The sequence below is a fragment of the Paraburkholderia sp. MPAMCS5 genome (assembly GCF_036016995.1).
Lineage (GTDB): Bacteria > Pseudomonadota > Gammaproteobacteria > Burkholderiales > Burkholderiaceae > Paraburkholderia.
On record NZ_JAYXBK010000015.1, the window covers coordinates 103344 to 128658 of the forward strand.

Here is a 25315-nt window from a genome sequence, read left to right on the forward strand (position 1 = left end):
GTTTCAAGTGTAAATATCTGATTCGATTCGCTTATTGCGTTTGCGGCGTCTCGCGCACCTTGCGCGGCCGTCCGCGCGGCAGCGGCGAAACGCGCCGGTTCGCCGCGCGCGCCGCCCATTCGCGATAGGTCTCGCTGCCCAACACCCAGCCCTTTAGCGTGGCCTGCTGAAGCTGACTTGCCTCGCGTTCGTCGAGCGGCTGCTCGCACAGTTCTCGGTACGCTCTCTGTCGCTCGAACGGCGTATTGCCGAGCGACCAGTAGAGCGGATGGTCGGTGATCAGACTGTCGAGCGTGAGACCGATGTGATGCCGGTAGCTCGACCAGCGGTAATCTTCAGGCGCGCTCGCGAGCTGCGCGCGCACCGGGCACATTTCGACGACGCGGCTCGCCAGCAGGAAATACCGCTCGCCCTCGATCACCGTAGCGCGGTAGCGCCCTTCCCACAGCGTGCCGCGGCGCGCGTAACGGCGGTTGAAGTGCGCCACGTAACGGCGCCCCACCGCCTGCATCGCCTTGGGGAGGCTCGATTCCTCGGTGGGTGTGACGAGCAGTTGAACCGCGCCCGGCATCAACGCATAGGCGTGGATGGACAAGTGATGATCGCGCGAAGCCGCTTTCAAACAGTCGATGAAGAGTTCATAGTCCTGGTCGTCGACGAACGCGGGCTGCTGATCGAGTCCGCGGAGGATGACGTGCTGCGGCTGGTCAGGAACATAAAGACGTGCAAGCCGTGCCATGCTGGAATATCCGATAGTCGCGTTGGTACATACCCGAAGGTCCGAGAAGCCGCATGCACCGGAGATTCGGCGCGGCGCGGCCAGGCCAGAAAGCGCGCGCGGCTTAGGGAGAAAGCTCTAACCGCCGCGTATGGTGAGTTTCAAACGTTCTGGTCATAATGAGCGGGCCTTTTTTGGAGGAGCACATATGAAATTAAAACAGGCCGTAACGGGGATCGCGGTGCTGGCCAGCATGACAACGGCAGCACACGCGCAATCGGCCGGTAGCTTTTTTGTCTCAACAGGCTGGTTGCATCTTGCGCCTCAATCGAGTAGCGAACCCTTGCGCGTAACAAGCATCGGCGGCGCCCCGACCAACACCACGGAAACCGATACCGGAGCCTCGCTCAGTTCGGCCGACACCCTTGGCCTCACCGCGGGCTACTTCGTCACCGATCACATTGCGACCGAATTCGTGATTGGCTACCCGCCGACGTTCGACCTGAACGGCACAGGCAAGCTCGAACAATTCGGCAAGCTGGGCCAGGCGAAACAGTGGAGCCCAACTCTGCTATTCAAGTACTACTTCAATGCGCCGACTGCGACCTTCCGGCCGTACCTCGGTGTCGGCGTGAGCCGCATCTGGTTCACCGACGAGAAGATCACCAACGGCGCATTTGAATCGAACGTCTTGCATGGTCCGACCAGCGTCACTACGGATAGTTCGTGGGAGCCGGTGTTTAATGCAGGTTTCACGTACGCGTTCGACCAACACTGGTTCGCGGGCTTCTCGATCTCGTACCTGCCGCTCAGCACGACCGCCAAACTGAACACGCAGGCCCAGACTCCGGTCGGTACGCTCACAGTGCAATCGCAGACCAAGATCAAGCTGAACCCGATCGTCACTTACGTCAACATCGGTTACCGTTTCTAACGTACGTCGAGCGAAGCTGTTGGACTAGGGTAGTCGAATTCGCGTGGCTTGCAACGCCGTCATCTCGTCAAATGGCGGCGTTTTTCATTACGCGCCCTGAAAACAAGCGCGCCTCTTGCCCATGCCGCGCCGCGCGGTTCGGGCGTTTGTAAATTTGACCCGCGCCCGGGGGCGTTTGTGCAATATGTGCTGACGAAACGCCCGCGCGCGCCCCGCTCTGCCGGGTCGTCCCGTTTGGCACCGAAGTTGCGTTCGGCTGGTGTTTCCCATGTTGCGCGTGGTTTGAGCGTAGCCGTGAACGTGGGCATTTTTTCACCTCATCGACGGAGCGACCATGACAGCACTTCCGAATACGCGAGACGCCCTCGGCGAATCCTGGACCAGCACGAGCCGCCGTGCGCGGCGCATCGCGCGCCACGGCCGGCATGCGGCCGAAGATATTGCAAGTGAACTGCGCACGCTAATGTCGGAACTGGAATCGACGCTGGCGGACGGCACTCAGGCCGACGCCGTAGCGCTGCGCGGCAAGCTGAGCAAGCAGCTTGACGCCGCGCGTAGCCGCTTGAACGATACCCGCGACGCCATGCGCGACCGCGCCGGCGTCGCGTTCGCCGGCGCCGACGACTACGTGCACGAAAATCCGTGGCAGACGCTTGCGATCGTCGGCGGCGTGGCGCTGATTGCGGGCGCGTTGTTCGCCTCGCGCTTGCGCTGAAAATCGCGTTGCCAGGAATGCTGTAGAACGCACGCGACTCCGCGCCGGCTGTGCGCGGAGTCGCGCTGAATTCGCGTGATACGGGGTAGCCGGAAGCCACCGGCGAGTTCCGGCGCGCGTCCGGTTATGCGAGCAGTAATACGCGCGATGACGCGCGTCGTTTCGCGCTCAGTTATCGTCGATCACGAAGAGCCGCTGATACTCCTTTAGCGCGTACCGGTCCGTCATCCCCGCGATGTAATGCGCGATCAGGCGCGGTTGCAGCGCGGCATCGGTGGAATGGTAGCTGGGCGGCAGGAGACGCGGATCGTCGGTGAACGCGTCGAACAAACCGACGACGACGCGCCGCGCCTTGTTGGCCATGCGCATCACGCGGTAATGCCGATACAGGTTCTTGAACAGAAAGCGCTTCAATGTCGCCGCCTGCACGGCAATCGCCTCGCTATGCGCGACGAGCGGCGGCGAGGCGCGCACGGCGTCGAGCGAATCCGGCGCATGACGGACGAGATTCAGCTTGGTCGTGTCGATCAGATCGACGATCAACGTGTTGATGATGCGCCGCACCGTCTCGTGGATCAGCCTGCGGCCCTCGATGTGCGGATAGTCGCGCCGCGCGGCTTCGTAGTGCGTTTGCCATAGCTCGACTTCGGCGAGTTGCCCGATGGTGAGCAGGCCCGAGCGCAAGCCGTCGTCGACATCGTGATTGTTGTAGGCGATTTCGTCGGCCACGTTCGCGATCTGCGCTTCGATGGACGGCTGACGTCCCTCCAGAAAACGCTCGCCCAGCGCGCCCAGTCGCCGCGCGTTCTCGCGCGAGCAATGCTTGAGAATGCCTTCGCGCGTTTCGAAACAGAGGTTCAGGCCGTTGAACCCGCCGTAGTGTTCTTCGAGATCGTCCACGACTGCGAGACTTTGCAGATTGTGCTCGAAGCCGCCGTGCTCGCGCATGCATTCGTTCAACGCATCTTGGCCGGCATGGCCGAACGGCGTATGACCGAGATCGTGCGCAAGCGAAATGGCTTCGACGAGGTCTTCGTTGACGCGCAGATTGCGCGCCACGGAACGCGCGATCTGCGCCACTTCGAGGCTATGCGTGAGACGCGTGCGGAACAGGTCGCCCTCGTGATTCACGAAGACCTGCGTCTTGTATTCGAGCCGGCGAAACGACGTCGAATGAACAATGCGGTCGCGGTCGCGCTGGAATTCGGTGCGCGCGCTCGGCGGCGCTTCGGGATAGCGGCGCCCGCGCGATTGCGCCGAATGCGCGGCGTAGGGCGCGAGATGCGCTTCGAGCGCTTCCTGAGTAGGCGCGCTGAGCGCCGCCGTGTCCGCCGCGGGTTGCTGCTTTACATCGTCGCTGCGCCTGTCTGTCACCGGGTTCTCCGAAACATGGGCGGCGCCGCTCGACGCGGGTGCGCGATGCTGGGTAAAACGCCTTGCCTTGTCAGACTGAGGCGGCCAGCGTGGCCTGCACCTCGGCGTCGGGCGCCTGAGTGATGAGCGTCTCACCGAAACGCTTCAGCAGAATGAATTTGATCGCGCCGGCTTCCGCTTTCTTGTCGACCTGCATCAGTTCGACATAGCGCGATTCGCCGAGCGCCGGCGCGCGGGTTGGCAACTTCGCGGCCACGATCACGTCGACGAGCCGCTTGCGCGACGCTTCGTCGAGGTAGTTCAGGCGCACGGACAGATCCGCCGCCATGACCATTCCGCAGCCGACTGCCTCGCCGTGCAGCCACTCGCCGTAGCCGAGCCCGGCTTCGATCGCGTGGCCGAACGTGTGGCCGAAGTTGAGAATGGCGCGCAGCCCGCCTTCGCGCTCGTCTTGCGCCACCACCGACGCCTTGATCTCACACGAACGCTTCACGGCCTCGGCGAGCGCTTCGGGTTCGCAGCGATTCAACGCTTCGACGTTCGCTTCGATCCAGCGAAAAAAACCGGCGTCCGCAATCGCGCCGGTCTTGATGACTTCGGCGATGCCCGCCGCCAGTTCGCGCGCGGGCAGCGTGCGCAGCGCGCCAATATCGGCGATCACGGCTTGCGGCTGATAAAACGCGCCGATCATGTTCTTGCCGAGCGGATGATTAATGCCGGTCTTGCCGCCCACCGACGAATCCACCTGCGAAAGCAGCGTGGTCGGCACCTGAATGAACGGCACGCCGCGCATGTAGCAGGCCGCCGCGAAACCCGTCATGTCGCCGATCACGCCGCCGCCCAACGCGATCAGCGTGGTCTTGCGGTCGGCGCGCGAGCCGAGCAGCGCGTCGAATATCAGATTCAGGGTGTCGAGATTCTTGTACGCCTCGCCGTCGGGCAACACGACGGTGGACACCTGCTTGCCGAGCGGCGCGAGCGCGGCGCGCAGCGCGTCGCCGTAGAGCGGATCGACCGTGGTGTTCGTGACGATGGTGACCGAGTTGCCCGCGATATGCGGCGCGAACAGCGCAGTCTGGCCGATCAGATCGGCACCGATATGAATGGGGTAGGCGCGGTCGCCCAGTTCGACGTTGACGGTAATCATACGGTCCATTATGACGCAGGATGTTTGGCGACGCCGGCCATCTCGAGCTGCATCAGAACCATATTGACGAGACCATTGACTGAAGGCCGGCCGGTTTCGATGACGAAATGCGCACATTCGCGGTACAGCGGATCGCGTATTTCGTAGAGCGCTTCGAGGCGCGCCTTGGGGTCTTCGGTCTGCAAAAGCGGGCGATTCTTGTCGCGCCGCGTGCGCAGCCAGAGATCGTGCGGATTGGCGCGCAGGTAGATCACGATGCCGCGGCTTTGCAGCGCCCCGCGATTTTCCGGCCGCAACACCGCGCCGCCGCCGGTCGCGAGCACGATATTGTCGCGCTCGGTGAGTTCGGCAATGACTTGCGCCTCGCGCTCGCGGAAGCCCGCTTCGCCCTCCAGCTCGAAGATCACAGGAATGCGCGCGCCCGTGCGCGCTTCGATTTCGTGATCGGAATCGAAGAACGGACGATCGAGACGGCGCGCAATGGCCCGGCCCACGGTGGTCTTGCCTGCCCCCATGAGCCCTACAAAAAATACATTGGCGTGTGCGTCCCGCGCTTGCAACGGTGTCCTCTGGCTAATCCGGTATGGTTCGTGCCGCAGCTTACTGGCAAAGCGGCTGCCTTGTCGAGCCTGCGCGCCGCCGGGGTCCGGCGGCGGCAGCATGCCCCTAATTCGTCTGAACGACGCGCGGCGTGATGAAAACAGCCAGTTCGCTGCGCTGGTCGCGATGAGCCCGATGACGAAAAAGAGCGCCTAAAAGCGGTATTTTGCCCAAGACCGGCACGCGAGTCACATCGTCCCGGCCGTCGGTCGCGTAAATTCCGCCGATCGACACCGTACCACCATCCTCGACCTCGACCCGCGTTTGCACGTGTTTGGTGTTGATCGCGGGGCCGGCGTCGGTCTGTTCTCCGACGCTGTCCTTGGCGACGTCCAGATCCAGCACGACGCGGCCGTCGGGCATGATTTGCGGCTCGACTTCGAGCTTCAGCGTGGCCCGGCGGAATTGCACGCCCGACACGCCCTGCCCGACTTTCGCCTGATACGGCAGCTCGGTGCCCTGTTCGACCACGGCCTTCATCCGGTCTGCCGTGACGACACGCGGGCTGGAGACGATTTCGCCGCGCCCCTCGGCCTCCAACGCGCTCAATTCGACGTTCAGAAGCCGCGTGGCGCCCGCCGCGAAAAGCGTGAGGCCTGCCGTCGCGGCGTCGAAGCCTGCAATCGGCCGCGCCGACAGATCGTAGACGAGTCCGTCCTTGCCGCCGCTCACGCCTCTCGTCGTGCCGTCGGCGCTCGTGCCTGCCATCGAAAGCCGCACGCCGAGGTTGCGCGAAAAACCATGCTCGCCCTCGACGATGCGCGCCTCGATCAGCACCTGCCGCGTCGGCCGGTCGACGGAAGCGAGCAGCGCGGCGATCTGCGCGAGGCGGCCTTCGAGGTCGGTGACGAACAGCAGATTGGTGCGCGGATCGGCGGTCACGGCGCCGCGTTTGGACAGCACGCGCTGGTTGCCCGAACCGGTCAGCACGCGCCGCACGTCCTCGGCGCGCGCGTAGTGCAGCTCGAACGTGCGGCTCGCGAGCGGCTCCAGATCGGCGGCCCGCGCGTGAGCCTCGAAGCGCTGCCGCTCGCGCGCCGCCAGATCCGCGATCGGCGCGACCCACACGACGTTGCCGTGGCGCTCCATCACGAGACCGTTGACCTCGAGCAAGGTGTCGAACGCGACGCGCCACGGCACCTTGTCGAGCCGCAGCGACACGGCGCCTCGCACTTTCTCGCTGGCGACGATGTTCAGCCCGGTGAACTGCGCAAACGCATTCAGCACGACGCCAAGTTCGGCGCGCTGGAAGTTCAGCGAGATCGGTTTGTCGTCTGCGGCGAGCGAGGCGTCGGCAGCGGTCCTGGGCGCTGCGCTCAGGCGCGCGAGCGGCGGCAACGGCACGGGCGGACCTTCGAGCGCCGAGGTCGTCGCGGCGGTCTCGTGCGCTGCGGCCGCCGCCGACGGTTTGCCCAGAGGCACGGAGCCGTCCGCGTCGTCTGGCGCGTCGTCAGCGCGGCTTTCGGCGGCCGGCGTGGCAATGCGCGAGCCGGTGGCGTCGTCCGCGGAATCGTTGCGGAATGGATTGGGCGTTTGCGCACCGACGCCACTCGGTAAAGGCGGTGTGTTGTACGGCGCTTCGGATGCCGCAGCCGTTTCGTCGGGCGACATGTAGGCAGGCAACGGCGGCAGCGCCGGAAGCGCGGCATGCGCGACGCCTGCGTGAAGCGCCGCGCCCACGCTCAGACTGATCGACAGGCAGACACCTGCACACGCGCGCATGTTCGACAACGCGGCATCGCCGGTAGAGGTTCGTGCGTCCATGCGCAACAGCTTCGCAACGATCATCAGGAAGCCTCCGGAAGCGCGAGCGAGCGCGTTGCATCGCCATTGGCAAGCGTGATGCCGAACGTGTCGAACTGCGTGACGCGCTCGTCGCCGATCTGCTGCCCGGACTCGACAATGGTCGCGCCGTCCGGCGTGTCGAACAACGCGAGACCGCGCGCGCGATCGTGCAGCAAGCCGACCAGGCGCAGTGACGAGAGCCCCGGCTCGCCGCTTGCCGCCTGCATTTGCGCGGCCGAGAACGGGTCGAAGAACACGACATCTTTTTCGTTATCCGAATCAAGACTAGCGTCGGCGAGTTCCTGCACGGAGAGCGTCGAGGGCGGCGGGCGCAAGCCGCTGTACACGCGCAGCGTCGCGCTTACCGCAAGCGAGGTTGCTTCCCGCTTGATGATGACGTCGACGGGAATCATCAACACCGGCAGGTCCGATAGGCCGCGAAGAAGCGACATCAGATGGACGAAGTCGGTGCGCGCAGAGAGCCGCAGCGGACGCTCGCTCTGCGCCCCTGCGCCGGTCGCGATTCCGGGTTCGACAGCGAGCAGCACGACGTCGTTTTGCGCGGCGAGTTCGGAGACGGCGCGCACGTCGTCGGCTGAAGTCCAGGACGTCGGCGTCGGCGAAGACGAACGCGAAGCCTCCGCCGCTGCGCCTTCGCGCCGCAACAAGGGCAATTGCGCGAGCGCACGCTTTGCATCCGCGAGATGGGCCGCGCTTGCCCGAAGCGCAGCGCGGCTCGCGTCCAGACGGCCGAGATCGGCCACGATCCAGCCATGTGCGCCGAGGCCAAACACCACGAGCGCAATCAGCAGAGCGACCGTCCAGCGGCGACGCGCACTCCATGTATGAAGTGGCGCACGCAGATGTTTGAGCCAATGCGACAGCGACAGCCGCGCGCTTTCCACCCCGCCGAAGTCCGCAAAAGTCATATTCATTTCGAACCTCCAATGCGGTCGGCCCTGGCATTCGGCAATGCCACGAGGCTCACGCCCCTGGCCGTATTTTTCGTGGTGTCGTCCCAATGCAGACGAGCGCCGAACTCTGTTGCGCCGGTCGGGCTCACACCTGGATTCGCATTGGCGTTTCCATGCGGCGACGCGCGATGCGACTCGCTCATCTCCGCGCCCGTCACGCCGCGAATCGCACCGAGATGCTTGAGCCACCTCGCCGAATCGATATGCGCTCGCGAGGTGGCGACCAGTTCCGTCTCGTGATCGCGCTGGCGAAGCTGCTGCAACAACACGCCGTCACCGGGCTCGAAACTCAGCGCATCCAGCAGATCGCGCAAATAGGTGAGCGGGCCAGAAAGGCCCTTTGCGCGCGCGGCTTCACTGCGTTGCTCATTTCGGGCGCGCAGTAGTCGCGTGTGCTCGGCGAGCGGCCCCGCGAGCCGCGCAAGCGATTGCTCGTTCGACACGCGCTCAGCATCGAGGCGCGCCTTCTCCAGCGCCTGATATCCGGCCAGCGCGGAAACCGCCGCACAGCCCGTCAGCGCGGCGGCGGCCCATGCAATCAGACATCGCCGACGCGCGAGCCGCGCGTTGCGTTGCCTGTATGGCAACAGATTGAAGCCGCCGGACCATGGTTTCAATGCGCGGACATCGCGCGCCCCATGCGATTGCGCCGCTACGTCTAGCCGCCCTGCATCCCGCACCGCGGCGCTCATTCGGCCACCCCGCGCAGCGCAAGTCCGAATGCGACCGCGCCGGCCGGCTCATACACCAACGGATCGTTCTGTCGACGCGCGGGACCGGCGAGCGCTCCGCATTCGAACGGCAGCACGGTGCAGCCCAGGACGTCCGCCATATCGGCCATCGAAAAGCCGACGCCCTCGAGTAAATCCACTTCGCCGCTCACCAATGCGCAATCGAGTTCGGGGCCGTGCACGAGGTCGCGCAACGCGTCGGCGAAATCGGCATGCTCAGGCGCGGGATAACGCATTTCACGTGCAATGCGGTCGTCGACGAGGCGCCAGCCATGCACGCCGTCCGTGCCGATCCACAACGCGACATACGGCTCGTGCGGATCGAGTTCGTAACTCGCCGCATAGCGCATGGCGCGCAGAGCGGCGTGCGGCTCGCCGTCGATGGCGGTAAGCGAAATGCCCGCAGCCGCCGCGCATTCGATTCGCGCTTCGAGATGCTGCCTCGCGGTCGCGGCAATGGTCACTGAGCGAACCGGCGAAGGGTTGTCTTCGACAAACCAGTCGACGGCCAGCGCGTGCCGCTCGAGCCCCGCGATACGTTCCACTTCGCTCATGACCGCCGGTTCGAGTTCGGCGAGTTCATGGCCGCCGTCGTCCGAGCAACCGCTTTGCGCGACGAGCCGCGCGAGCGGCACTGTGGTCGTCAATGTGGCCGACGCGGGCACTGCCATCGCGCATCGCAAAGACTGCGTCGCGCACGACTGCGGCAATCCCGCGAATGCGTCGCGCAACGCGCGCGCGACCGCATGCCGGTCGGCGATCTCGGCACCGGCCATGGCATTCGCGGCAAGCGGCACCGTGCACACATATTCGATCTGCAACGAAGCGCAAGCGCGCGCACGCTGACTCACCACGACGAGCCGCACATTTTGCGAACCGACATCGATACCGGCAGCGAAACGCTGCACACCTGCCTGCACGGCTTCGAGCCATGAATTTCTTAACGTCATTACGCCCTCCCTGAGACTCACGCGGCGAACCATTCGAACGCGAGTAGCGAGGAAGAATTGTGCGTAAGCGCCCGTCCTAGCGACACTCAGCCGAATGGCCAACGTTGGACAGCAGACGCCCTGGCGAGCATCAAAGCGGCTACAGTAAGAGCCATCCCGCGCGGCACAAGGACTTGTGAAGAACTGTCAGTAAGCATGCCGAAAGCTGAAAAGCGAGGCGGCTATAATCGCGGGACTGTTTTTTGGTGCCTATATGCAATCCACGTCTCCCACGTCTCCGCCGCCCGCGCCGCAGAAGCGCAAACGCCCTTTGTGGCTGAAGCTCATGCTCGGTTTTTTCGGGTTGATCGTTGCGGGCATCGTGTGCGTGCTGCTGGTGCTCGGTTATGCGCTTGTCGTCGCCACGCCTAACCTGCCGTCGCTCGACGCACTCACCGACTACCGGCCGAAGGTGCCGCTGCGCATCTATACGGCCGACCATGTGCTGATCGGCGAGTTTGGCGAAGAGCGGCGCGACATCGTGCGTATTCAGGACGTGCCCGACAATCTGAAAAAGGCGGTGCTCGCCATCGAAGACGCGCGTTTCTACGACCACGGCGGCGTCGATCTGACCGGCATCGCGCGGGCCGGCATCGTGGCGCTCACCAACGGCCATGCCACACAAGGCGCGAGCACGATCACGATGCAGGTGGCGCGCAATTTCTTTCTGTCGAGCGAGAAGACCTACACGCGCAAGATCTACGAGATGCTGCTCGCGTACAAGATCGAGTCGAGGCTTTCGAAAGATCAGATTCTCGAGGTGTACATGAATCAGATCTATCTCGGTCAGCGCGCGTACGGTTTTGCGAGCGCGGCGCGCGTGTACTTCGGCAAGGATCTGAAGGATTTGACGCTGGCGGAGTGCGCCATGCTGGCCGGCTTGCCGAAGGCGCCGTCCGCGTATAACCCGGTGGTGAATCCGAAGCGCGCGAAGGTGCGTCAGGAGTACATCCTGCAACGCATGTACGAACTGCATTACATCAATCAGCAGCAATACGACGAAGCAAGCCGTCAACCGCTGGTCGTGAAGGGCGCCGGCAAGGAATTCAGCGTGCACGCCGAGTACATCGCGGAAATGGTGCGGCAGATGATGTACGCGCAATACCGCGAAGAAGCGTACACGCGCGGCCTCAATGTCGTGACCACGATCGACTCCGCCGACCAGGACGTCGCTTACCACGCGCTGCGCAAAGGGCTGATGGACTACGAACGGCGTCACGGCTATCGCGGCCCGGAAGCGTTCATTGACCTGCCGTCCGACGCGGACGACCGCGAGCAGGCTATCGACGACGCTCTGCTCGAACATCCGGACAACGGCGAGATCATTGCCGCCGTCGTGACCGCCGCGAGTCCGAAGCAGGTGCAGGCCACGTTTATCGACGGCAATGTCGCGACCATTCAGGGCGACGGCCTGCGCTTTGCACAATTTGCACTGAGCGCGCGCGCCCAGCCGAATCAGCGCGTGCGGCCCGGCGCGATCATCCGGCTGGTCAAGAACGACGAAGGCCAATGGGCGATCACGCAATTGCCACAAGTGGAAGGCGCGTTTATTTCGGTCGTGCCGCAGGACGGCGCGATTCGCGCGCTCGTCGGCGGATTCGATTTCAACAAGAACAAGTTCAATCACGTGACGCAGGCGTGGCGTCAACCGGGTTCGAGCTTCAAGCCGTTCATCTATTCAGCTTCGCTCGAAAAAGGGCTGGGACCGGCAACCGTGATCAACGACGCGCCGCTCTTTTTCAGCGCCGCCGAGACCGGCGGCCAGGCTTGGGAGCCGAAAAACTACGGCGGCGGTTTCGACGGCCCGATGACCATGCGCACCGCGTTGCAGAAGTCGAAAAACCTGGTGTCGATTCGTATCCTCAACCACATCGGCACGAAGTACGCGCAGCAGTACATCACGCGCTTCGGCTTCGACGCGGACCGTCATCCCGCTTATCTGCCGATGGCGCTCGGCGCGGGTCTCGTCACGCCGTTGCAGATGGCGGGCGCGTTCTCCGTGTTCGCAAACGGCGGCTATCGGGTCAATCCGTATCTGATTGCCGAAGTCACGGATACACGTGGTGTCGTGGTCGCGCATGCGCAGCCGCTCGTCGCGGAACAGAGCGCGCCGCACGCCATCGAGCCGCGCAACGCGTATGTGATGAACAGCCTGTTGCAAAGCGTCGCGCAACGCGGCACGGGCGCCAAGTCCAACATCCTCAAACGCACGGACCTCGGCGGCAAGACCGGCACGACGAACGATTCGCGCGACGCCTGGTTCGCCGGCTATCAGCACACGCTCACCGCGATTGCGTGGATCGGCTACGACAACCCGCGCACGCTCGGCGACAAGGAAACCGGCGGCGGCCTCGCATTGCCGGTGTGGATCGAGTACATGGGACGCGCCCTCAAAGGCGTGCCCGAATACAAGATGCCGATGCCCGACGGCGTGACCGAGATCGGCTCGGAACTATATTTCGACGACTTCACGCCGGGCAACGGCTTCGTCCCGACGGTCGGCATCAGTCAGGCGGCACTCGACGCGCAAACGAGCGGCGCGTCCGGCGCCGCGCCCGCGCAGGTCGGCGAGCAGGAGAAGCAGGACATCATGAATCTGTTCCGCGGCCACTGACGCAACGGCCCGCGTGCAGAAAAAAAGCCGCCGCGCTTCATTTGCGCGGCGGCTTTTTTTATCGCCCTATGCAAGCACGGTTAGGCCGTGCACCGGAACTCCGCGCTCAGGCTTCGAAGTGAACCGGCTCGCCAGCCTGTTGCGTGGCGTATTCGGACAGCGCCGCGAAAAACTCGTTTCCGTTACGCGTATCGCGCCACTCGCCATCGACGAAACGGAAGTGAAAACCGCCCGCTTTCGCGGCGATCCAGATTTCGCTCATCGGCGGCTGAAGGTTGACGATGATCTTCGTGCGGTTCGCGAATTCGAGAGTCAGCACATTGCCGCTGCGCTCGAGTTCGATGTCGGCCTCAGTGTCGTCCAGATCGCGTTCGATGGCGGCTAGCGCGGCTTCCGCGCGGGTCAGGTAATCACTATCGGACATGCTAAACTCCGTCGATTATTCATTCAGGGACAGTCATGCGAGTCGTATCTCGGATGCGCGCGGCGGCGCCCGGCCGCGCGATTGTAGCGGGTTTAGCCATTCTCGCAGGTTGCGCGCTCGGCGGTTCGCTCGCCGGTTGCGGGCAACGCGGTTCGCTCTATTTGCCCAGCGTGCCGCCATTGCCGGCCAAACCGATCGACCGCACGCAACCGCCTTCGCCTGACGAAGTGAAACCCGGCGCCGAATCCGCGTCCGACAACAGTTCCATTCCCGACACCTCGGGCACGCCGCTTTCGCTTTCGCCGGCCACGGAACTGTCGGCGTCGTCGGCATCCGCCGCTTCGGCTGCGTCAGCTACACAGTCGGACTCGCTGCCGGCTTCCGCCGCCACTCCCGCTCAATAAGACTTTCGCATGACTTCATCCGCATTTGACTATGTGAACGGCGTGCTTCACGCCGAAGGCGTGTCCGCCGTTTCACTCGCCGAAGAGTTCGGCACGCCGCTTTACGTCTATTCGCGCGCCGCTCTCACCAACGCGTGGAACGCATATGCGGGCGCGTGCGCCGGCCGCCGCGCGAGCGTGCACGTGGCCGTCAAGGCCAACAGCAATCTCGCGGTGCTGAACGTGTTCGCGCGTCTCGGCGCGGGCTTCGACATCGTGTCGGGCGGCGAACTGGCGCGTGTGCTGGCAGCCGGCGGTAAAGCGGAAAACACCGTGTTTTCCGGCGTCGGCAAGCATGCGAACGAAATGCGCGAGGCGCTCGCGGCCGGCGTCAAATGCTTTAACGTCGAATCGATTCCGGAACTCGATCGCCTGAACGCAGTGGCCGCGGAAACGGGCAAGAAGGCGCCGGTCTCGCTGCGCGTGAATCCCGACGTCGACGCAAAGACGCATCCGTACATTTCCACGGGGCTGAAGTCGAACAAGTTCGGCGTCGCGTTCGAAGAAGCACGCGCCACCTATCGCGCCGCCGCAGCCATGGCGAATCTGGACGTGGTCGGCATCGACTGCCATATCGGCTCGCAGATTACCGAAGTCGCGCCGTATCTCGACGCCGTGGACAAAGTCCTGGAGCTGGTCGAACAGATCGAGCAGGACGGCATCACGATTCGTCACATCGACGTGGGCGGCGGTCTCGGCATTACCTACGACGACGAAACGCCGCCGGACATCGGCGATTTCGTGCGCACGGTGCTCGACCGGATCGAGGCGCGCGGTCACGGTCATCGTGAAGTGTATTTCGAGCCGGGCCGTTCGCTGGTGGGCAATGCAGGCGTGCTGCTGACGCGCGTCGAGTTCCTGAAGCCCGGCGCTGAAAAGAACTTCGCGATCGTCGACGCAGCCATGACCGAGCTTGCACGCCCGGCAATGTACGAGGCGTATCACGCCATCGACGCCGTCGTTAAGCGCGAAGTGCCGGCGCATGTGTACGACGTCGTCGGACCGGTTTGCGAAAGCGGCGACTGGCTCGGGCGTGAGCGGTTGCTGTCCGTCGAACCCGGCGATCTGCTCGCTATCCGTTCGGCAGGCGCCTACGGCTTCGTGATGAGTTCCAACTACAACACGCGACCGCGCGCGGCGGAAGTGATGGTTGATGGTACACAAGCACACGTGGTCCGCGCACGCGAGGAAGTCCAGCAACTCTTTGCGGGCGAAACGATCTTGCCGGCGTAACCAGCTGCAGAACGCTTGCCAAAGCGGCTGCACATAAAAAAGGCGATGCCAACGCGGCATCGCCTTTTTTATGTGCGGGCGCGGTTATCGCGCTTTTAGCTTGCGGTCACGCATCTGCTCACGCAGCCACACGATCAGACGCCAACCGAGCAGCGCCACCATGATCGCGCCGTAGATTTTCGGCAGGATCAGGTCGTGCTTGCCTGCTTTCATCCACCAGAAATGCAGGATGGCCAGCGCGCCGATTGCATAGATCGCGCGATGCAGCGTCTGCCAGCGGCGGCCGAGCTTACGCACCATCGCGCGCGGCGACGTCGCGGCCAGAGCGATCAGCAGCACGAACGCCGCAAAACCGACGGTGATGAACGGCCGCTTGCCGATGTCCTTGACGATTTCCGCGACGTCGAACCACTTGTCGAACCAGAGATACGTCGTGAAATGCAGCGCCGCGTAAAAGAACGCATACAGCCCGAGCATGCGGCGAAAACGCACGAACGCCGCGATGCCCGTGAGCCGGCGCAACGGCGTCACGGCCAGGGTGATGCACAGAAACACCAGCGTCCAAAGCCCCGTGGAGCGCGTGATGAACTCGATCGGGTTCGCGCCCAGCCGGTCGGTCATGCCGAATAGCACGATGCGTGCGAGCGGATACCACGCCGCGATAAACACGACGATCTTGGCGGGCACGACCCAGCGCGAGCCCGCCGCCGGCCGTCTTGCCGCCGAGGGCGCGCGCGCGTGCGATGCCGCGCGCGGCGCGACGCGTTCGGTGCGGGTGACAGGTTGCGTATCGGAAGTCATCGTCGTCGCGCGGCTCAAAAGTTTTTCTTCAGATCCATGCCTTGATACAGCGACGCGACCTGATCGCCATAACCGTTGAACAACAAGGTCTTGCGCTTGGGCGTGAAAAAGCCGTCTTCGCCGATACGCCGCTCGGTCGCCTGACTCCAGCGCGGGTGATCCACATTCGGATTCACGTTCGAATAAAAGCCATATTCGTTCGACGCATACGTGTTCCAGCTAGTCGGCGGCTGCTTCTCGACAAAGCGGATTTTCACGAGCGACTTCGCGCTCTTGAAGCCGTACTTCCACGGCACGATCACGCGAACCGGCGCGCCGTTCTGATTGGGCAGCACCTGGCCGTACACGCCCATGGTGAGCAACGTGAGCGGGTTCATCGCCTCGTCCATGCGCAGACCTTCGGAGTACGGCCAGTCGAGGATCGGCGTCGACAGTCCGGGCATTTGCGACGGATCGGCCAGCGTGATGAACTGCACGTATTTCGCGTTGCCGGTCGGCTGCACGCGCTTGATCAACTCGGACAAGGGCACGCCGATCCATGGAATCACCATCGACCACCCTTCGACGCAGCGCAGCCGGTACACGCGTTCCTCAAGCGGCGCGAGCTTGAGCAACTCGTCGATGTCGTACACCTTCGGGTTTTTGATCTCGCCCTCGACACTCACCTTCCACGGACGCGCACGCAATGTGCCCGCGTGTTGCGCCGGATCGGACTTGTCGGTGCCGAACTCGTAGTAGTTGTTGTAAGTGGTGATGTCCTTGAACGGCGTGATCTTGTCGAGCGCCACGAACTTCGTGTTGGTTTTCGCCGCCAGTTTCTGCGCCTTCGGATCGGCCGACGAATACGCGGCCAGCGCCTCCCCGTTCACGCCGATCAGGCCGCCGAGCGCCATTGCGCCGGCCGCCTGCAACACGCGCCGCCGATTCAGGAAAATGTGCTCCGGCGTGATTTCGCTGCGCGCGATGTCATCGCCGATGAGTTGAATGCTGTCGCTTCGCTTGATCCACATCGTGCTGCTCCTTGCCGGCCTCGCGGTTCAGACATCTACCGGGGCCAAAGTGATACTCGCGGTCGGGCCATCCCTGCGTGCTCTCTTGACGAACACCTTCCTCATGCAAATATTCCGCCAGTCATAAAAAAACCGCCGGTGCGAAACACGCGGCGGTTTTTTGTCGGATGAAAGACGGCGCGTATTACAGCTTGCCGTAACTATGCAGGCCCGAGAGGAACATGTTCACGCCAAGGAAGGCGAAGGTCGTCACCAGCAAGCCCGTCAGCGCCCACCATGCCGCGACCGCGCCGCGCAGGCCTTTCATCAGGCGCATGTGCAGCCACGCCGCGTAGTTCAGCCAGACAATCAGCGCCCACGTTTCCTTCGGGTCCCAGCTCCAGTAGCCGCCCCACGCTTCCGCCGCCCACAGCGCGCCGAGAATCGTCGCAATCGTGAAGAACGCGAAGCCGACCGCGATCGACTTGTACATGACGTCGTCGAGCACTTCGAGCGCCGGCAGGCGGTCCGCCAGCACGCCGCGCTGCTTCGCCAGATATGCGACGGCGACCATGGCCGACAGCGCGAAGCTGCCGTAGCCGATGAAGTTCGCCGGCACGTGAATCTTCATCCACCAGCTTTGCAGGGCCGGAACGAGCGGCTGGATCTGCTGCGCGTCGCGAGCGACCGAATACCACATCAGGAAGCCGACGGCGGCGCTGATCACCAGCAGCACGAAGGCGCCGAGCGCGCGCGTGTTGTAGTGCTGCTCGTAATACAAATAGAAAAGCGCGGTGATGAGGCTGAACAGCACGAACACTTCGTACAGGTTCGAGATGGGAATATGGCCGACGTCAGCGCCGATCAGGTATGACTCGTACCAGCGCACCATCAGACCGACGAAGCCCATCAGCACCGCAGCCCAGGTCATTTTCGAGCCGATCGCGGCGCCCGTGGGCGAGCGCGACAGCAAGCCGATCCAGTAGAAAACGGTGGCGAACACGAAGAGCGCGCTCATCCACAGAATCGCGGATTGGCTCGACAGAAAGTATTTCAGGAAGAACGCGTTGTCGGCGCGGCTCAGATCGCCGTGATAGATCTGGATAGCGAGCAGCGACAGCGCCGCGATGCCCGCCATCAGCGGACGCACCGGTTTCCAGCGCCAGCCCAGCACGACGAACACCGGCACGGCGCACACCAGCACCAGCTTGTCGTAGTAATTCATGAACGGGTGATAGCGCGACAGCGCGAATCCGGCGCCGGCGACCATGGCGAGCGCAAACAGCCAGTCGACGATGCCGAGCCGTTTCAGGAATGGCCGCTCGTCGAAATAGGCGAAGTTGTGCGCTTCCTCCGCAGCCACCTTGGCAGGCCGCGCGGATGAAGGAGAAGATGAGGAAACCTGAGTCAAGTCCATGCTATTACCGGGTCGAATCTTGTGAGCTTGCAAACGGCGCGCCAGCGTTGCCAGACGATGCGTCGATGGTCTTGGCGCCCAGCGCGGCGCCGACCGCGTCGCGCGTCTGAACGAACTCTTTCTCGAAGTCGAGCGTTTTGCGGGCGCTCGACATTGCCATCACGACGTGGGTGCCGTGCTCAGTGTCCTTGAGCCAGAACCAGAGGCGCCGTTCGCGCACGTAGAACATCGAAAAGATGCCCAACACGAGGAGCAGGCTGCCAAGATACACGACTTTTTTACCCGGCGCGCGCGTCAACTGAAATACCGAAGCTTGCACCTGCTTGAAGGAGTCAAGCTGCAAATAGACCGGCGATCCATACAAAAAGCTGTCGGATATCGCGTTGATCGAGCTTTGGACGAAGCGGCTGGCGTCTGCATTGGCCTGCGTTTCGGGCTCGCCGAGCTGCTGGCGCGACAGTTGCCACAAGTCCCACATCGAGCCTTCCAGCATGCGCAGCAACAAGCCGGCGGCCTTTTCCTGCTCGGCTTTCGGCACCGAATGATCGATAAAGCCGGCGATAGCCTGGAAGCCGCCCACCGTCTGACCGCTCGGCATCTTGATGCTGTTGTCCGCGCCTGCAAAAAGGGTCAGCACGCGCAGCGCGCTTTCTTCGAGATGCTGCTGCAATTCCGCGTTGGCTTGCGGCACCGAACGCAGTGCGAAACGATGCGCGGCTTGTGCGCGCGCCGTCGGATTTTCCAGCGTGGCGCGCAGATTCATCCAGTCCTTGACGGTGCCGCCACTGTCGGCGGGAATCCGCAGGTAGCGGAACGGGTCGTCCGGATTCACACGCATGCCTGCGAGGAACATTTTTTCGCCGGCCACCTCGACCGGCAACATGTAGTTGTTGTACTCGCGGGCCTGGCCGTCCTTGTCGCGCACCTTGTATTGCACCGAAGGGCCCACGTTGTGCAGATCGAGCGGCTTGGAAGTCTTCGCGCCGGAGCCGAGCCGCTCGTCGAACGCTTCCTTCAGCGAGCGATGCGCGGCGACGCCGCGCGCGTCCGTCTGGCCGCTGCCGTTCGAGATGTTTTCAACGTTGATCGCGCGGAAATCGGTGAATTCCACAGTTTGCCCGTCGGCCAGCGACGTGGCCGAACTCAACGGCGCATTGCCGCCGATCGTGCCGCCGAACGGCGCGGTTTGCGCGCTTGCGCCGGTCATCGGATAGGCCGTCATCTGCATTTGCGAGCCGCCGTCCTGGAAACTCGACTGGTAGATCGACACGCCGTCATATTCGAACGGCTTGTTCACTTCGACACGAGCCGGCACGCGCGCGCCGGTCTTGTGATCGACCACGACGATGTCGCTCGCGAACAGCTTTGGCATGCCAGTCGAGTAATAGTCGACGATGAACTTCTGCAGTTCGATCGAAAACGGCAGGTCCTGGATCAGCGAACCGTCGGGCTGGTTCAGGATCGCGGTGGACACGTGCTGCCCCTCCGGCACCCACGCGTAGCCGCGGAAAGTGGGGTTCGACTGCGACAGGCGGTGTTCCGGCGGAATCTCGTTAATAACCGTGTTGGCGCGGATTGGCGACTTGTCGAACAGCCACATTTGTAGCTTGATCGGCAGATTGCTGTCGAGCAGACCGCCGAGGCAGATCACGACGATCGCGAGGTGCGCGGAGATGTAGCCGAACTTGGTCAGCGCGCCGCGCTTGGCGGCGATCAGCATCGCGCCCTCAGATTCGCGCGTAACGAATTTGTAGCCGAGCTTGCCCGAGAGCTTGGAGAGAAGCGCCGCGGTCTGCGCGCGCGTGCCGTGCACGGCGAACTCGCCCTTGTGGTGGAACGCGCGAAGACTGGCTTCGCGGACTTTGTCTTTCCAGCTTTTCGCGTCGGCGATCATTTTCGGCGCGTTGCGGATCACGCACAGCGACACCGACACCATCAGAAAGCCGAGGATCAGCATGAACCACCACGAGCTGTACACCGTGTAGAGGCTCAGCGCGCGGAAAATGTCCGCCCAGAACGGGCCGAACTGATTGACGTAGTTGGGGTAAGGGTCGTCCTGCGTGAGGACGGTGCCGATGATGCTGGCGATCGACAGAATCACGAGCAGCGCGATCGCAAAACGCATCGAACTCAATACTTCGACGACGCTGCGCACGATGCGATTGCGCGACTTCGACTGCATACCCGACGTGGTGACGCTCATTCATACTCCGACTGAACAGCAAAAAAGGGTGAAGGGCGGCCGTAGACACGACGCCCCCACCCTTTTCTTGTTTTTTACCGGCCTCGTCGGACCGGTTGCACTTGCGCGCGGACTTCTTAATGCAAGCCCTCGATGTAATCGGCTACAGCCTTGATCTCACTGTCCGACAGACGCGATGCCACCGCATGCATCGCCTCGTTGTTGTTGCGCGCGCCCGGACCTTGCGTGAACGAGTTCAACTGCGCCACCGTGTACTCAGACCATTGCCCGGACAGACGCGGATATTGCGACGGAATGCCTTGACCCGTCGGTCCGTGACAGCTCGCGCATGCCGGCACGCCCTTATCCGCTATGCCACCGCGATAAATCTTCTGGCCGAGCGGCACGGTGTCCTTGTTATGCGCGTAGCCGGGCTTCGGAGCCTGCGTCGCGAAATACGCGGCGACGTTGGCCATATCCTGATCGGACAACGCCGCAGCCATGCCCGCCATGATCGCATTGTTGCGCGCAGGCTGCTTGGCGCCGGCCTGCGGCTTGAAATCCTTTAGCTGTTTGACGAGATAGTCCGGATGCTGACCCGCCAGCTTCGGGTATGCACCGCCGGCGCTGTTGCCGTCTGCGCCGTGACACGACGCGCAAACCTGCATTGCGATTGCTTGCCCCCGATTGATGTCCGGCTTTGCCGGATCTGCCGCTCGTGCCTGAATAGCCAAACCTGAAAGACCTGCTGTCACCTGAAACACCATCAGAGCCTTGCACAGTCGATTCATTCGCACACCCTGTCTCGTCTTGTGGGATTTTAGAGGTTTTGCACAATACGACGGCGACCCAAGTGACCGCCAGGAGCCGCCGAGGCACGCGGGCTGGCCCCCTCAGGTTTTCAGTAAACCATCGTATTGTACAATAACTCGCTAATCGCTAAGACGCCAGTCGGGCTTGACCCGTCCCCACTCCGGGTTCCCCGGCGTCTCGAAATCTGGCCTGATCATGTCCTTCCTGCTCCACCAATCCCGCTTTTTCACGACCGTCAATCATCTGCGTGATCTGCCGGCCACCGCTCAACCCGAGATCGCTTTTGCGGGACGCTCGAATGCGGGCAAGTCGACGGCCATCAACATTCTGTGCAACCAGAAGCGACTCGCGTTCGCCAGCAAGACACCGGGACGCACCCAGCACATCAATTATTTTTCCGTGGGCAAGGCGGACGAACCCACCGCGCATCTGGTCGATTTGCCGGGCTACGGTTACGCCGAAGTGCCGGGCGCTGCCAAGGCTCACTGGGAAGCGCTGCTTTCCACGTATCTGCAATCGCGCTCGCAATTGCGCGGCATGATTCTGATGATGGACTCGCGCCGCCCGCTGACGGAACTGGATCGGCGAATGATCGAGTGGTTCGCGCCGACGGGAAAGCCAATTCACGCGCTCCTCACCAAATGCGACAAATTGACGCGCCAGGAAAGCGTCAATGCGTTGCGCACCACGCAGAAAGGGCTCGCCGAATATCGCGCCGCAGGTTATCAGGGCGAACTGACGGCGCAGCTTTTCTCTGCGCTTAAGCGTGTCGGTATCGACGAAGCGCACGAGTTGATCGAAAGCTGGCTCATCCCCGCCGCGAAGGGCGAAACGGACGCCGCGCAGTAAGACGCATTGCGCGTCTTCGGACTGCCTCGACGCGCTGTTTGCGCCGCGCATAAAAAAACCCGCCGCTTGAACGGCGGGTCAAACAGCCTAATCGAAAAACGACAGGCACCCGCTCAGGGAGGAGAAGCGGGGAGGTCAGCGCTAAGCGCCTTGCTCGATCGGTATGATATACCATTGTCTTGAAAAGTTTCCGTGAGCGGGCGCAGGCATAATCGGCGCCGCTCGCGTCGCCGCCCCCTTCAAGATTTCTACGGTTTTCAATTCCACATGGGCTTCTTTCCGCACCACCGTCCCCGTCGTATGCGCCGCGACGACTTCTCGCGTCGCCTGATGCGCGAAAACGTTCTCACCACCAACGATCTGATCTACCCCGTCTTCGTGGTCGAAGGCACCAACGTGCGGCAAGCCGTGCCGTCGATGCCGGGCGTCGAGCGCGTGTCGGTGGATCTGCTGATGAAGGTCGCCGAGCAATGCGTCGAACTGGGCGTGCCGGTCCTGTCGCTGTTTCCGGCGATCGAGCCGTCGCTGAAAACGCCCGACGGACGTGAAGCGGCCAACCCCGCCGGTTTGATCCCGCGCGCCGTTCGCGAACTGAAGAAGAATTTCCCCGAACTGGGCGTGTTGACCGACGTCGCGCTGGACCCGTACACGAGTCATGGCCAGGACGGCGTGCTCGACGAAACCGGCTATGTGATCAACGATGAAACCGTCGAGATCCTGATTGAACAGGCGCGCGCGCAAACCGAAGCCGGTGTCGACATTGTTGCGCCCTCCGACATGATGGACGGCCGCATCGGCGCGATCCGCGAAATGCTGGAAAGCGAGGACCATGTCCACACGCGCATCATGGCTTACGCGGCGAAGTTCGCGTCGGCGTTCTACGGCCCGTTCCGCGACGCCGTCGGCTCCGCGACGAACCTCGGCAAGAGCAACAAGATGACGTACCAGATCGATCCGGCCAATTCGAACGAGGCGCTGCGCGAGGTGCAAGCGGACATCAACGAAGGCGCGGATATGGTGATGGTCAAGCCCGGCATGCCGTATCTGGATATCGTGCGTCGCGTGAAGGACGAATTCCTGTTCCCGACTTACGTCTATCAGGTCAGCGGCGAGTACGCGATGCTCAAGGCGGCGGCTCAGAACGGCTGGCTGGATCACGACAAGGCGATGATGGAATCGCTGCTCGCCTTCAAGCGCGCCGGCGCCGACGGCGTCTTGACCTATTTCGCGTTGGATGCAGCGCGAATTCTACGCGCGCAGAAGTGATTTGATCTCTCGGCGGCTAAGACGCTGAAAATTAAACGGAGGCGGACTTTTCAGTCACGCCTCCGTTTTTTTATGCTTTCACGAGCAAGCCGCCCACGGTCATTCGGCTACGCGCCGGGCGCGCTGGCGCGGTCGAGCGTCCGCAAGAACTTGTCGGCGGATTCGTAACCGACGACGCGCAGCACTTCCTTGCCGCCGTGGTCGAAAAAGATGATTCCCGGCGGTCCGAAAAGGCCGAAGCGCTTCAAAAGGGTCTGGTCGTCGGCGTTGTTGGCGGTCACGTCAGCGCGCAGGAGGTTCATTTGCTTCAATTTCGCCTGGATACGCGGGTCGCTGAAGGTGAGTTTCTCCATCTCTTTGCAGCTCACGCACCAGTCGGCGTAAAAATCGAGCATGGCAGGCTGCGCGGCGGCTTTGACGGCCTGATCCAGTTCGACCGATGAGCGCACACGCTCGAACTTGAGATCGCCGTCAGACGACGCCTGCGGCGTGCTGGAGGCGCTGTCCGCCGACGGCGGACCACTCCGCGACGCCAGCACCGCCAGCGGACGCAGCGGATCGGACGAGCCCGCAGCCAGTCCGACCAGCAACACGGCCGCCCAGATGGCCAACGCCGCCCCCATACCGCGGCCGAGCCGCCGCCAAACGGTCGCTCCGGCGATTGGTGCCGAAAACAAACCCAGCGATGCCGCAGCGATGAGCAACCACAACGCGCTCAGGATCATGGTGGCCGCCGCGCCCAGCACCGGCCAGACAATCCACAGCGCCGCGGCGAGCAGCACGACGCCGAACAACACCTTGACGCCGTCCATCCATGTGCCGGCGCGTGGCAGCAAAGTCCCGGCCCCAAGACCGATAATCAGCAGCGGCACGCCGAGTCCCATTCCCATGGAGAACAGCGCGGCGCCGCCGAGCACGGCATTCCCGGTATGCGCAATAAACGCCAGCACGGCGAAAAGCGGTGCGGTCATGCAAGCCCCGACGACCAGCGCGGACAGCGCCCCCATCACGGCGACGGCTGCGAATTTGCCGCCCGAACGTCCCGTCGATGCATGCGAAACGCCGTCCTGCCACCGCTGCGGCAATGCGATGTCGAATCCCGCGATCAACGTCAGCGCAAAAATAGTCAGCAGCACGCCGAAAGCGCCGAGCACCCACGGGTTTTGCAACCACGCCCCGAGGCTCTGCCCGACGAGCGCGGCAGCAATGCCAAGCGCCGTGTAGACAAGCGCCATCCCGATTACATAAGCCAGCGAGAGTGCAAAACCCCGTGCGCGCGTGACCCGCGCCCCCTCGCCGATGATGATGGCGGAGAGAATAGGAATCATCGGGTATGAGCAGGGAAGCAGGCTCAGCACGACGCCGGCGACGAAGTAAAGGCCGATGATTGCGAAAAATCCCCCGCCTTGCAGCAGCGACTGGGCGTAGTCGGCGCTGACAGCGCGCTCGTACCATGGCGTATCGCCGGTCGCCGACTGCTGGGCGGCAGCGCTGTCCGCCGACTGCAGCGCTGCGCCGCTGACGCGATAGACGCGCTCCATTGGCGGGTAACAGATGCCGGCGTCCGCACAGCCTTGCGACGTCACGGCCAATTCAAAGGCCCCGGCAGCCTGCTTGACCGGTATGCGGATCGTCAGCTCGTTGCGGTATGTCTCGACGTTCTTGTTGAACGTCTGGTCGAATTTGACATGGCCCGCCGGCAATTGCGGCTCGCCGAGCGTCGCACTGGCGTTGCGAGTCGCAAACGCAAAGCGCTCGCGATACATGTAGTAGCCGTCCGCAATTTTGTACGTGACGTCGACTTCGCCCGGTTTTTCGGCCGCGCTGAACTTGAACGCGACGGCAGGATCGAGGAAGTCGTCCGCCGCGCGAGCAACTGTGCCGAACTGCGCGAGAAGCAGGCAGCCGAGCAGGAAGAATGTGGCGCGCAGCAGGTGACGCGCGCTCCGGTCTGGACCGTTAAACATGAAGAGAGCGATGGGTTTCGGCATTGATCCACTGGCCATAGGCGGCCGATGCCGTAGCTTGCCAGGACAGGATTTCCGGGATGTCGTATGGATGATGGGCGTGTAAATACTGCTCGAGTTCCAGTGCGCGCGCCGCGCTTGTTTTGAACAGCAACTGGATTTCCTGCGCCGTTTCGAGCTGGCCTTGCCAATGGTAGCTCGATTGCACCGCGCCGAGTCGCGTAACGCAGGCGCACAGGCGCGCGGCCAGCGCGTCCGCCGCGAGCTTCTGGGCAACGGCTTCGTCGGACACCGTCGTCAGAATCAAAGTCACATTCACGCTCACAGAAAGCTCCGGCTACACGCGATTC

General features: G+C 63.1%; 23 protein-coding genes. 7 read left to right on the forward strand and 16 right to left on the reverse strand.

Annotated elements, in window-relative coordinates:
• Positions 1-31 precede the first annotated feature (31 nt).
• Positions 32-739 (reverse strand): transposase, encoded by a 708-nt coding sequence (locus VOM14_RS25990; protein ID WP_327631628.1) that lies wholly within the window; start codon positions 737-739, stop codon positions 32-34.
• A gap of 187 nt (positions 740-926) precedes the next feature.
• On the opposite strand from VOM14_RS25990, the gene VOM14_RS25995 reads away from it, so the two are divergent.
• Both VOM14_RS25995 and VOM14_RS26000 read left to right on the forward strand, forming a co-directional pair.
• On the forward strand, positions 927-1652 hold the full coding sequence (locus VOM14_RS25995; RefSeq protein ID WP_327631629.1) for an OmpW/AlkL family protein: 726 nt from the start codon (positions 927-929) through the stop codon (positions 1650-1652).
• Positions 1653-1986: 334 nt separating this feature from the next.
• On the forward strand, positions 1987-2367 hold the full coding sequence (locus VOM14_RS26000) for a DUF883 family protein (RefSeq protein WP_327631630.1): 381 nt from the start codon (positions 1987-1989) through the stop codon (positions 2365-2367).
• Between the two features lie 168 nt (positions 2368-2535).
• Here the strand turns inward: VOM14_RS26000 and VOM14_RS26005 are convergent, their stop codons facing one another.
• The 7 genes from VOM14_RS26005 to pilM all read right to left on the reverse strand — a co-directional run bounded on the left by VOM14_RS26005 (position 2536) and on the right by pilM (position 9928).
• Entirely contained in the window at positions 2536-3741 is a 1206-nt protein-coding gene (locus VOM14_RS26005; protein WP_327631631.1) for a deoxyguanosinetriphosphate triphosphohydrolase, read from the reverse strand.
• Between the two features lie 70 nt (positions 3742-3811).
• Positions 3812-4888 carry a 3-dehydroquinate synthase gene (gene aroB, locus VOM14_RS26010; protein WP_442955587.1) on the reverse strand — a complete coding sequence of 359 codons (1077 nt, stop codon included), beginning with the start codon at positions 4886-4888 and terminating at the stop codon, positions 3812-3814.
• Between the two features lie 8 nt (positions 4889-4896).
• Positions 4897-5448: a shikimate kinase AroK gene (aroK, locus tag VOM14_RS26015; protein ID WP_327631633.1), complete on the reverse strand. Its 552-nt coding sequence runs from the start codon at positions 5446-5448 to the stop codon at positions 4897-4899.
• Between the two features lie 106 nt (positions 5449-5554).
• A complete protein-coding gene (locus VOM14_RS26020; RefSeq protein WP_327631634.1) occupies positions 5555-7276 on the reverse strand; it encodes a type IV pilus secretin PilQ in 1722 nt (573 codons plus the stop codon).
• Complete coding sequence (locus tag VOM14_RS26025; RefSeq protein ID WP_327631635.1) at positions 7276-8208, reverse strand: hypothetical protein; 933 nt, start codon at positions 8206-8208, stop codon at positions 7276-7278. The genes VOM14_RS26020 and VOM14_RS26025 overlap by 1 nt, the downstream gene beginning before the upstream one ends.
• Positions 8205-8939, reverse strand: coding sequence for a fimbrial assembly protein (locus VOM14_RS26030; RefSeq protein ID WP_327631636.1), 735 nt, complete (start codon positions 8937-8939; stop codon positions 8205-8207). Before VOM14_RS26030 ends, VOM14_RS26025 begins: the two co-directional genes overlap by 4 nt.
• Positions 8936-9928, reverse strand: coding sequence for a type IV pilus biogenesis protein PilM (gene pilM, locus VOM14_RS26035; protein ID WP_327631637.1), 993 nt, complete (start codon positions 9926-9928; stop codon positions 8936-8938). Before pilM ends, VOM14_RS26030 begins: the two co-directional genes overlap by 4 nt.
• Before the next feature lie 253 nt (positions 9929-10181).
• On the opposite strand from pilM, the gene VOM14_RS26040 reads away from it, so the two are divergent.
• Positions 10182-12581, forward strand: coding sequence for a penicillin-binding protein 1A (locus tag VOM14_RS26040; protein ID WP_327631638.1), 2400 nt, complete (start codon positions 10182-10184; stop codon positions 12579-12581).
• Between the two features lie 106 nt (positions 12582-12687).
• Here the strand turns inward: VOM14_RS26040 and cyaY are convergent, their stop codons facing one another.
• Positions 12688-13005 (reverse strand): iron donor protein CyaY, encoded by a 318-nt coding sequence (cyaY, locus tag VOM14_RS26045; RefSeq protein WP_327631639.1) that lies wholly within the window; start codon positions 13003-13005, stop codon positions 12688-12690.
• Positions 13006-13040: 35 nt separating this feature from the next.
• Here cyaY and VOM14_RS26050 point away from each other — a divergent pair, with 35 nt between their 5' ends.
• Positions 13041-13409 (forward strand): lipoprotein, encoded by a 369-nt coding sequence (locus VOM14_RS26050; RefSeq protein WP_327631640.1) that lies wholly within the window; start codon positions 13041-13043, stop codon positions 13407-13409.
• A 9-nt stretch (positions 13410-13418) separates the two neighbouring features.
• Entirely contained in the window at positions 13419-14681 is a 1263-nt protein-coding gene (gene lysA, locus VOM14_RS26055; protein ID WP_327631641.1) for a diaminopimelate decarboxylase, read from the forward strand.
• Between the two features lie 84 nt (positions 14682-14765).
• On the opposite strand, the gene msrQ is transcribed toward lysA, so the two are convergent.
• From msrQ to VOM14_RS26080, 5 genes are all read right to left on the reverse strand, one after another.
• Positions 14766-15482: a protein-methionine-sulfoxide reductase heme-binding subunit MsrQ gene (gene msrQ, locus VOM14_RS26060; RefSeq protein ID WP_327631642.1), complete on the reverse strand. Its 717-nt coding sequence runs from the start codon at positions 15480-15482 to the stop codon at positions 14766-14768.
• Between the two features lie 14 nt (positions 15483-15496).
• Entirely contained in the window at positions 15497-16492 is a 996-nt protein-coding gene (gene msrP / locus VOM14_RS26065; protein WP_327631643.1) for a protein-methionine-sulfoxide reductase catalytic subunit MsrP, read from the reverse strand.
• Between the two features lie 184 nt (positions 16493-16676).
• Complete coding sequence (gene ccsB, locus VOM14_RS26070; protein ID WP_327631644.1) at positions 16677-17888, reverse strand: c-type cytochrome biogenesis protein CcsB; 1212 nt, start codon at positions 17886-17888, stop codon at positions 16677-16679.
• A 4-nt stretch (positions 17889-17892) separates the two neighbouring features.
• Positions 17893-20091: a cytochrome c biogenesis protein ResB gene (locus VOM14_RS26075; protein WP_327631645.1), complete on the reverse strand. Its 2199-nt coding sequence runs from the start codon at positions 20089-20091 to the stop codon at positions 17893-17895.
• A gap of 116 nt (positions 20092-20207) precedes the next feature.
• Entirely contained in the window at positions 20208-20861 is a 654-nt protein-coding gene (locus tag VOM14_RS26080) for a c-type cytochrome (RefSeq protein ID WP_327631664.1), read from the reverse strand.
• Between the two features lie 217 nt (positions 20862-21078).
• Here VOM14_RS26080 and yihA point away from each other — a divergent pair, with 217 nt between their 5' ends.
• The gene (yihA, locus tag VOM14_RS26085; protein ID WP_327631646.1) at positions 21079-21732 is read left to right on the forward strand and encodes a ribosome biogenesis GTP-binding protein YihA/YsxC; all 654 of its coding nucleotides are present in this window, start codon (positions 21079-21081) and stop codon (positions 21730-21732) included.
• A 267-nt stretch (positions 21733-21999) separates the two neighbouring features.
• Entirely contained in the window at positions 22000-22998 is a 999-nt protein-coding gene (hemB, locus tag VOM14_RS26090; protein WP_327631647.1) for a porphobilinogen synthase, read from the forward strand.
• 107 nt (positions 22999-23105) lie between these two features.
• Here hemB and dsbD read toward each other — a convergent pair whose 3' ends face one another.
• Positions 23106-24965 carry a protein-disulfide reductase DsbD gene (gene dsbD / locus VOM14_RS26095; protein ID WP_327631665.1) on the reverse strand — a complete coding sequence of 620 codons (1860 nt, stop codon included), beginning with the start codon at positions 24963-24965 and terminating at the stop codon, positions 23106-23108.
• A complete protein-coding gene (gene cutA / locus VOM14_RS26100) occupies positions 24958-25290 on the reverse strand; it encodes a divalent-cation tolerance protein CutA (protein WP_442955586.1) in 333 nt (110 codons plus the stop codon). Before cutA ends, dsbD begins: the two co-directional genes overlap by 8 nt.
• Positions 25291-25315 lie beyond the last annotated feature (25 nt).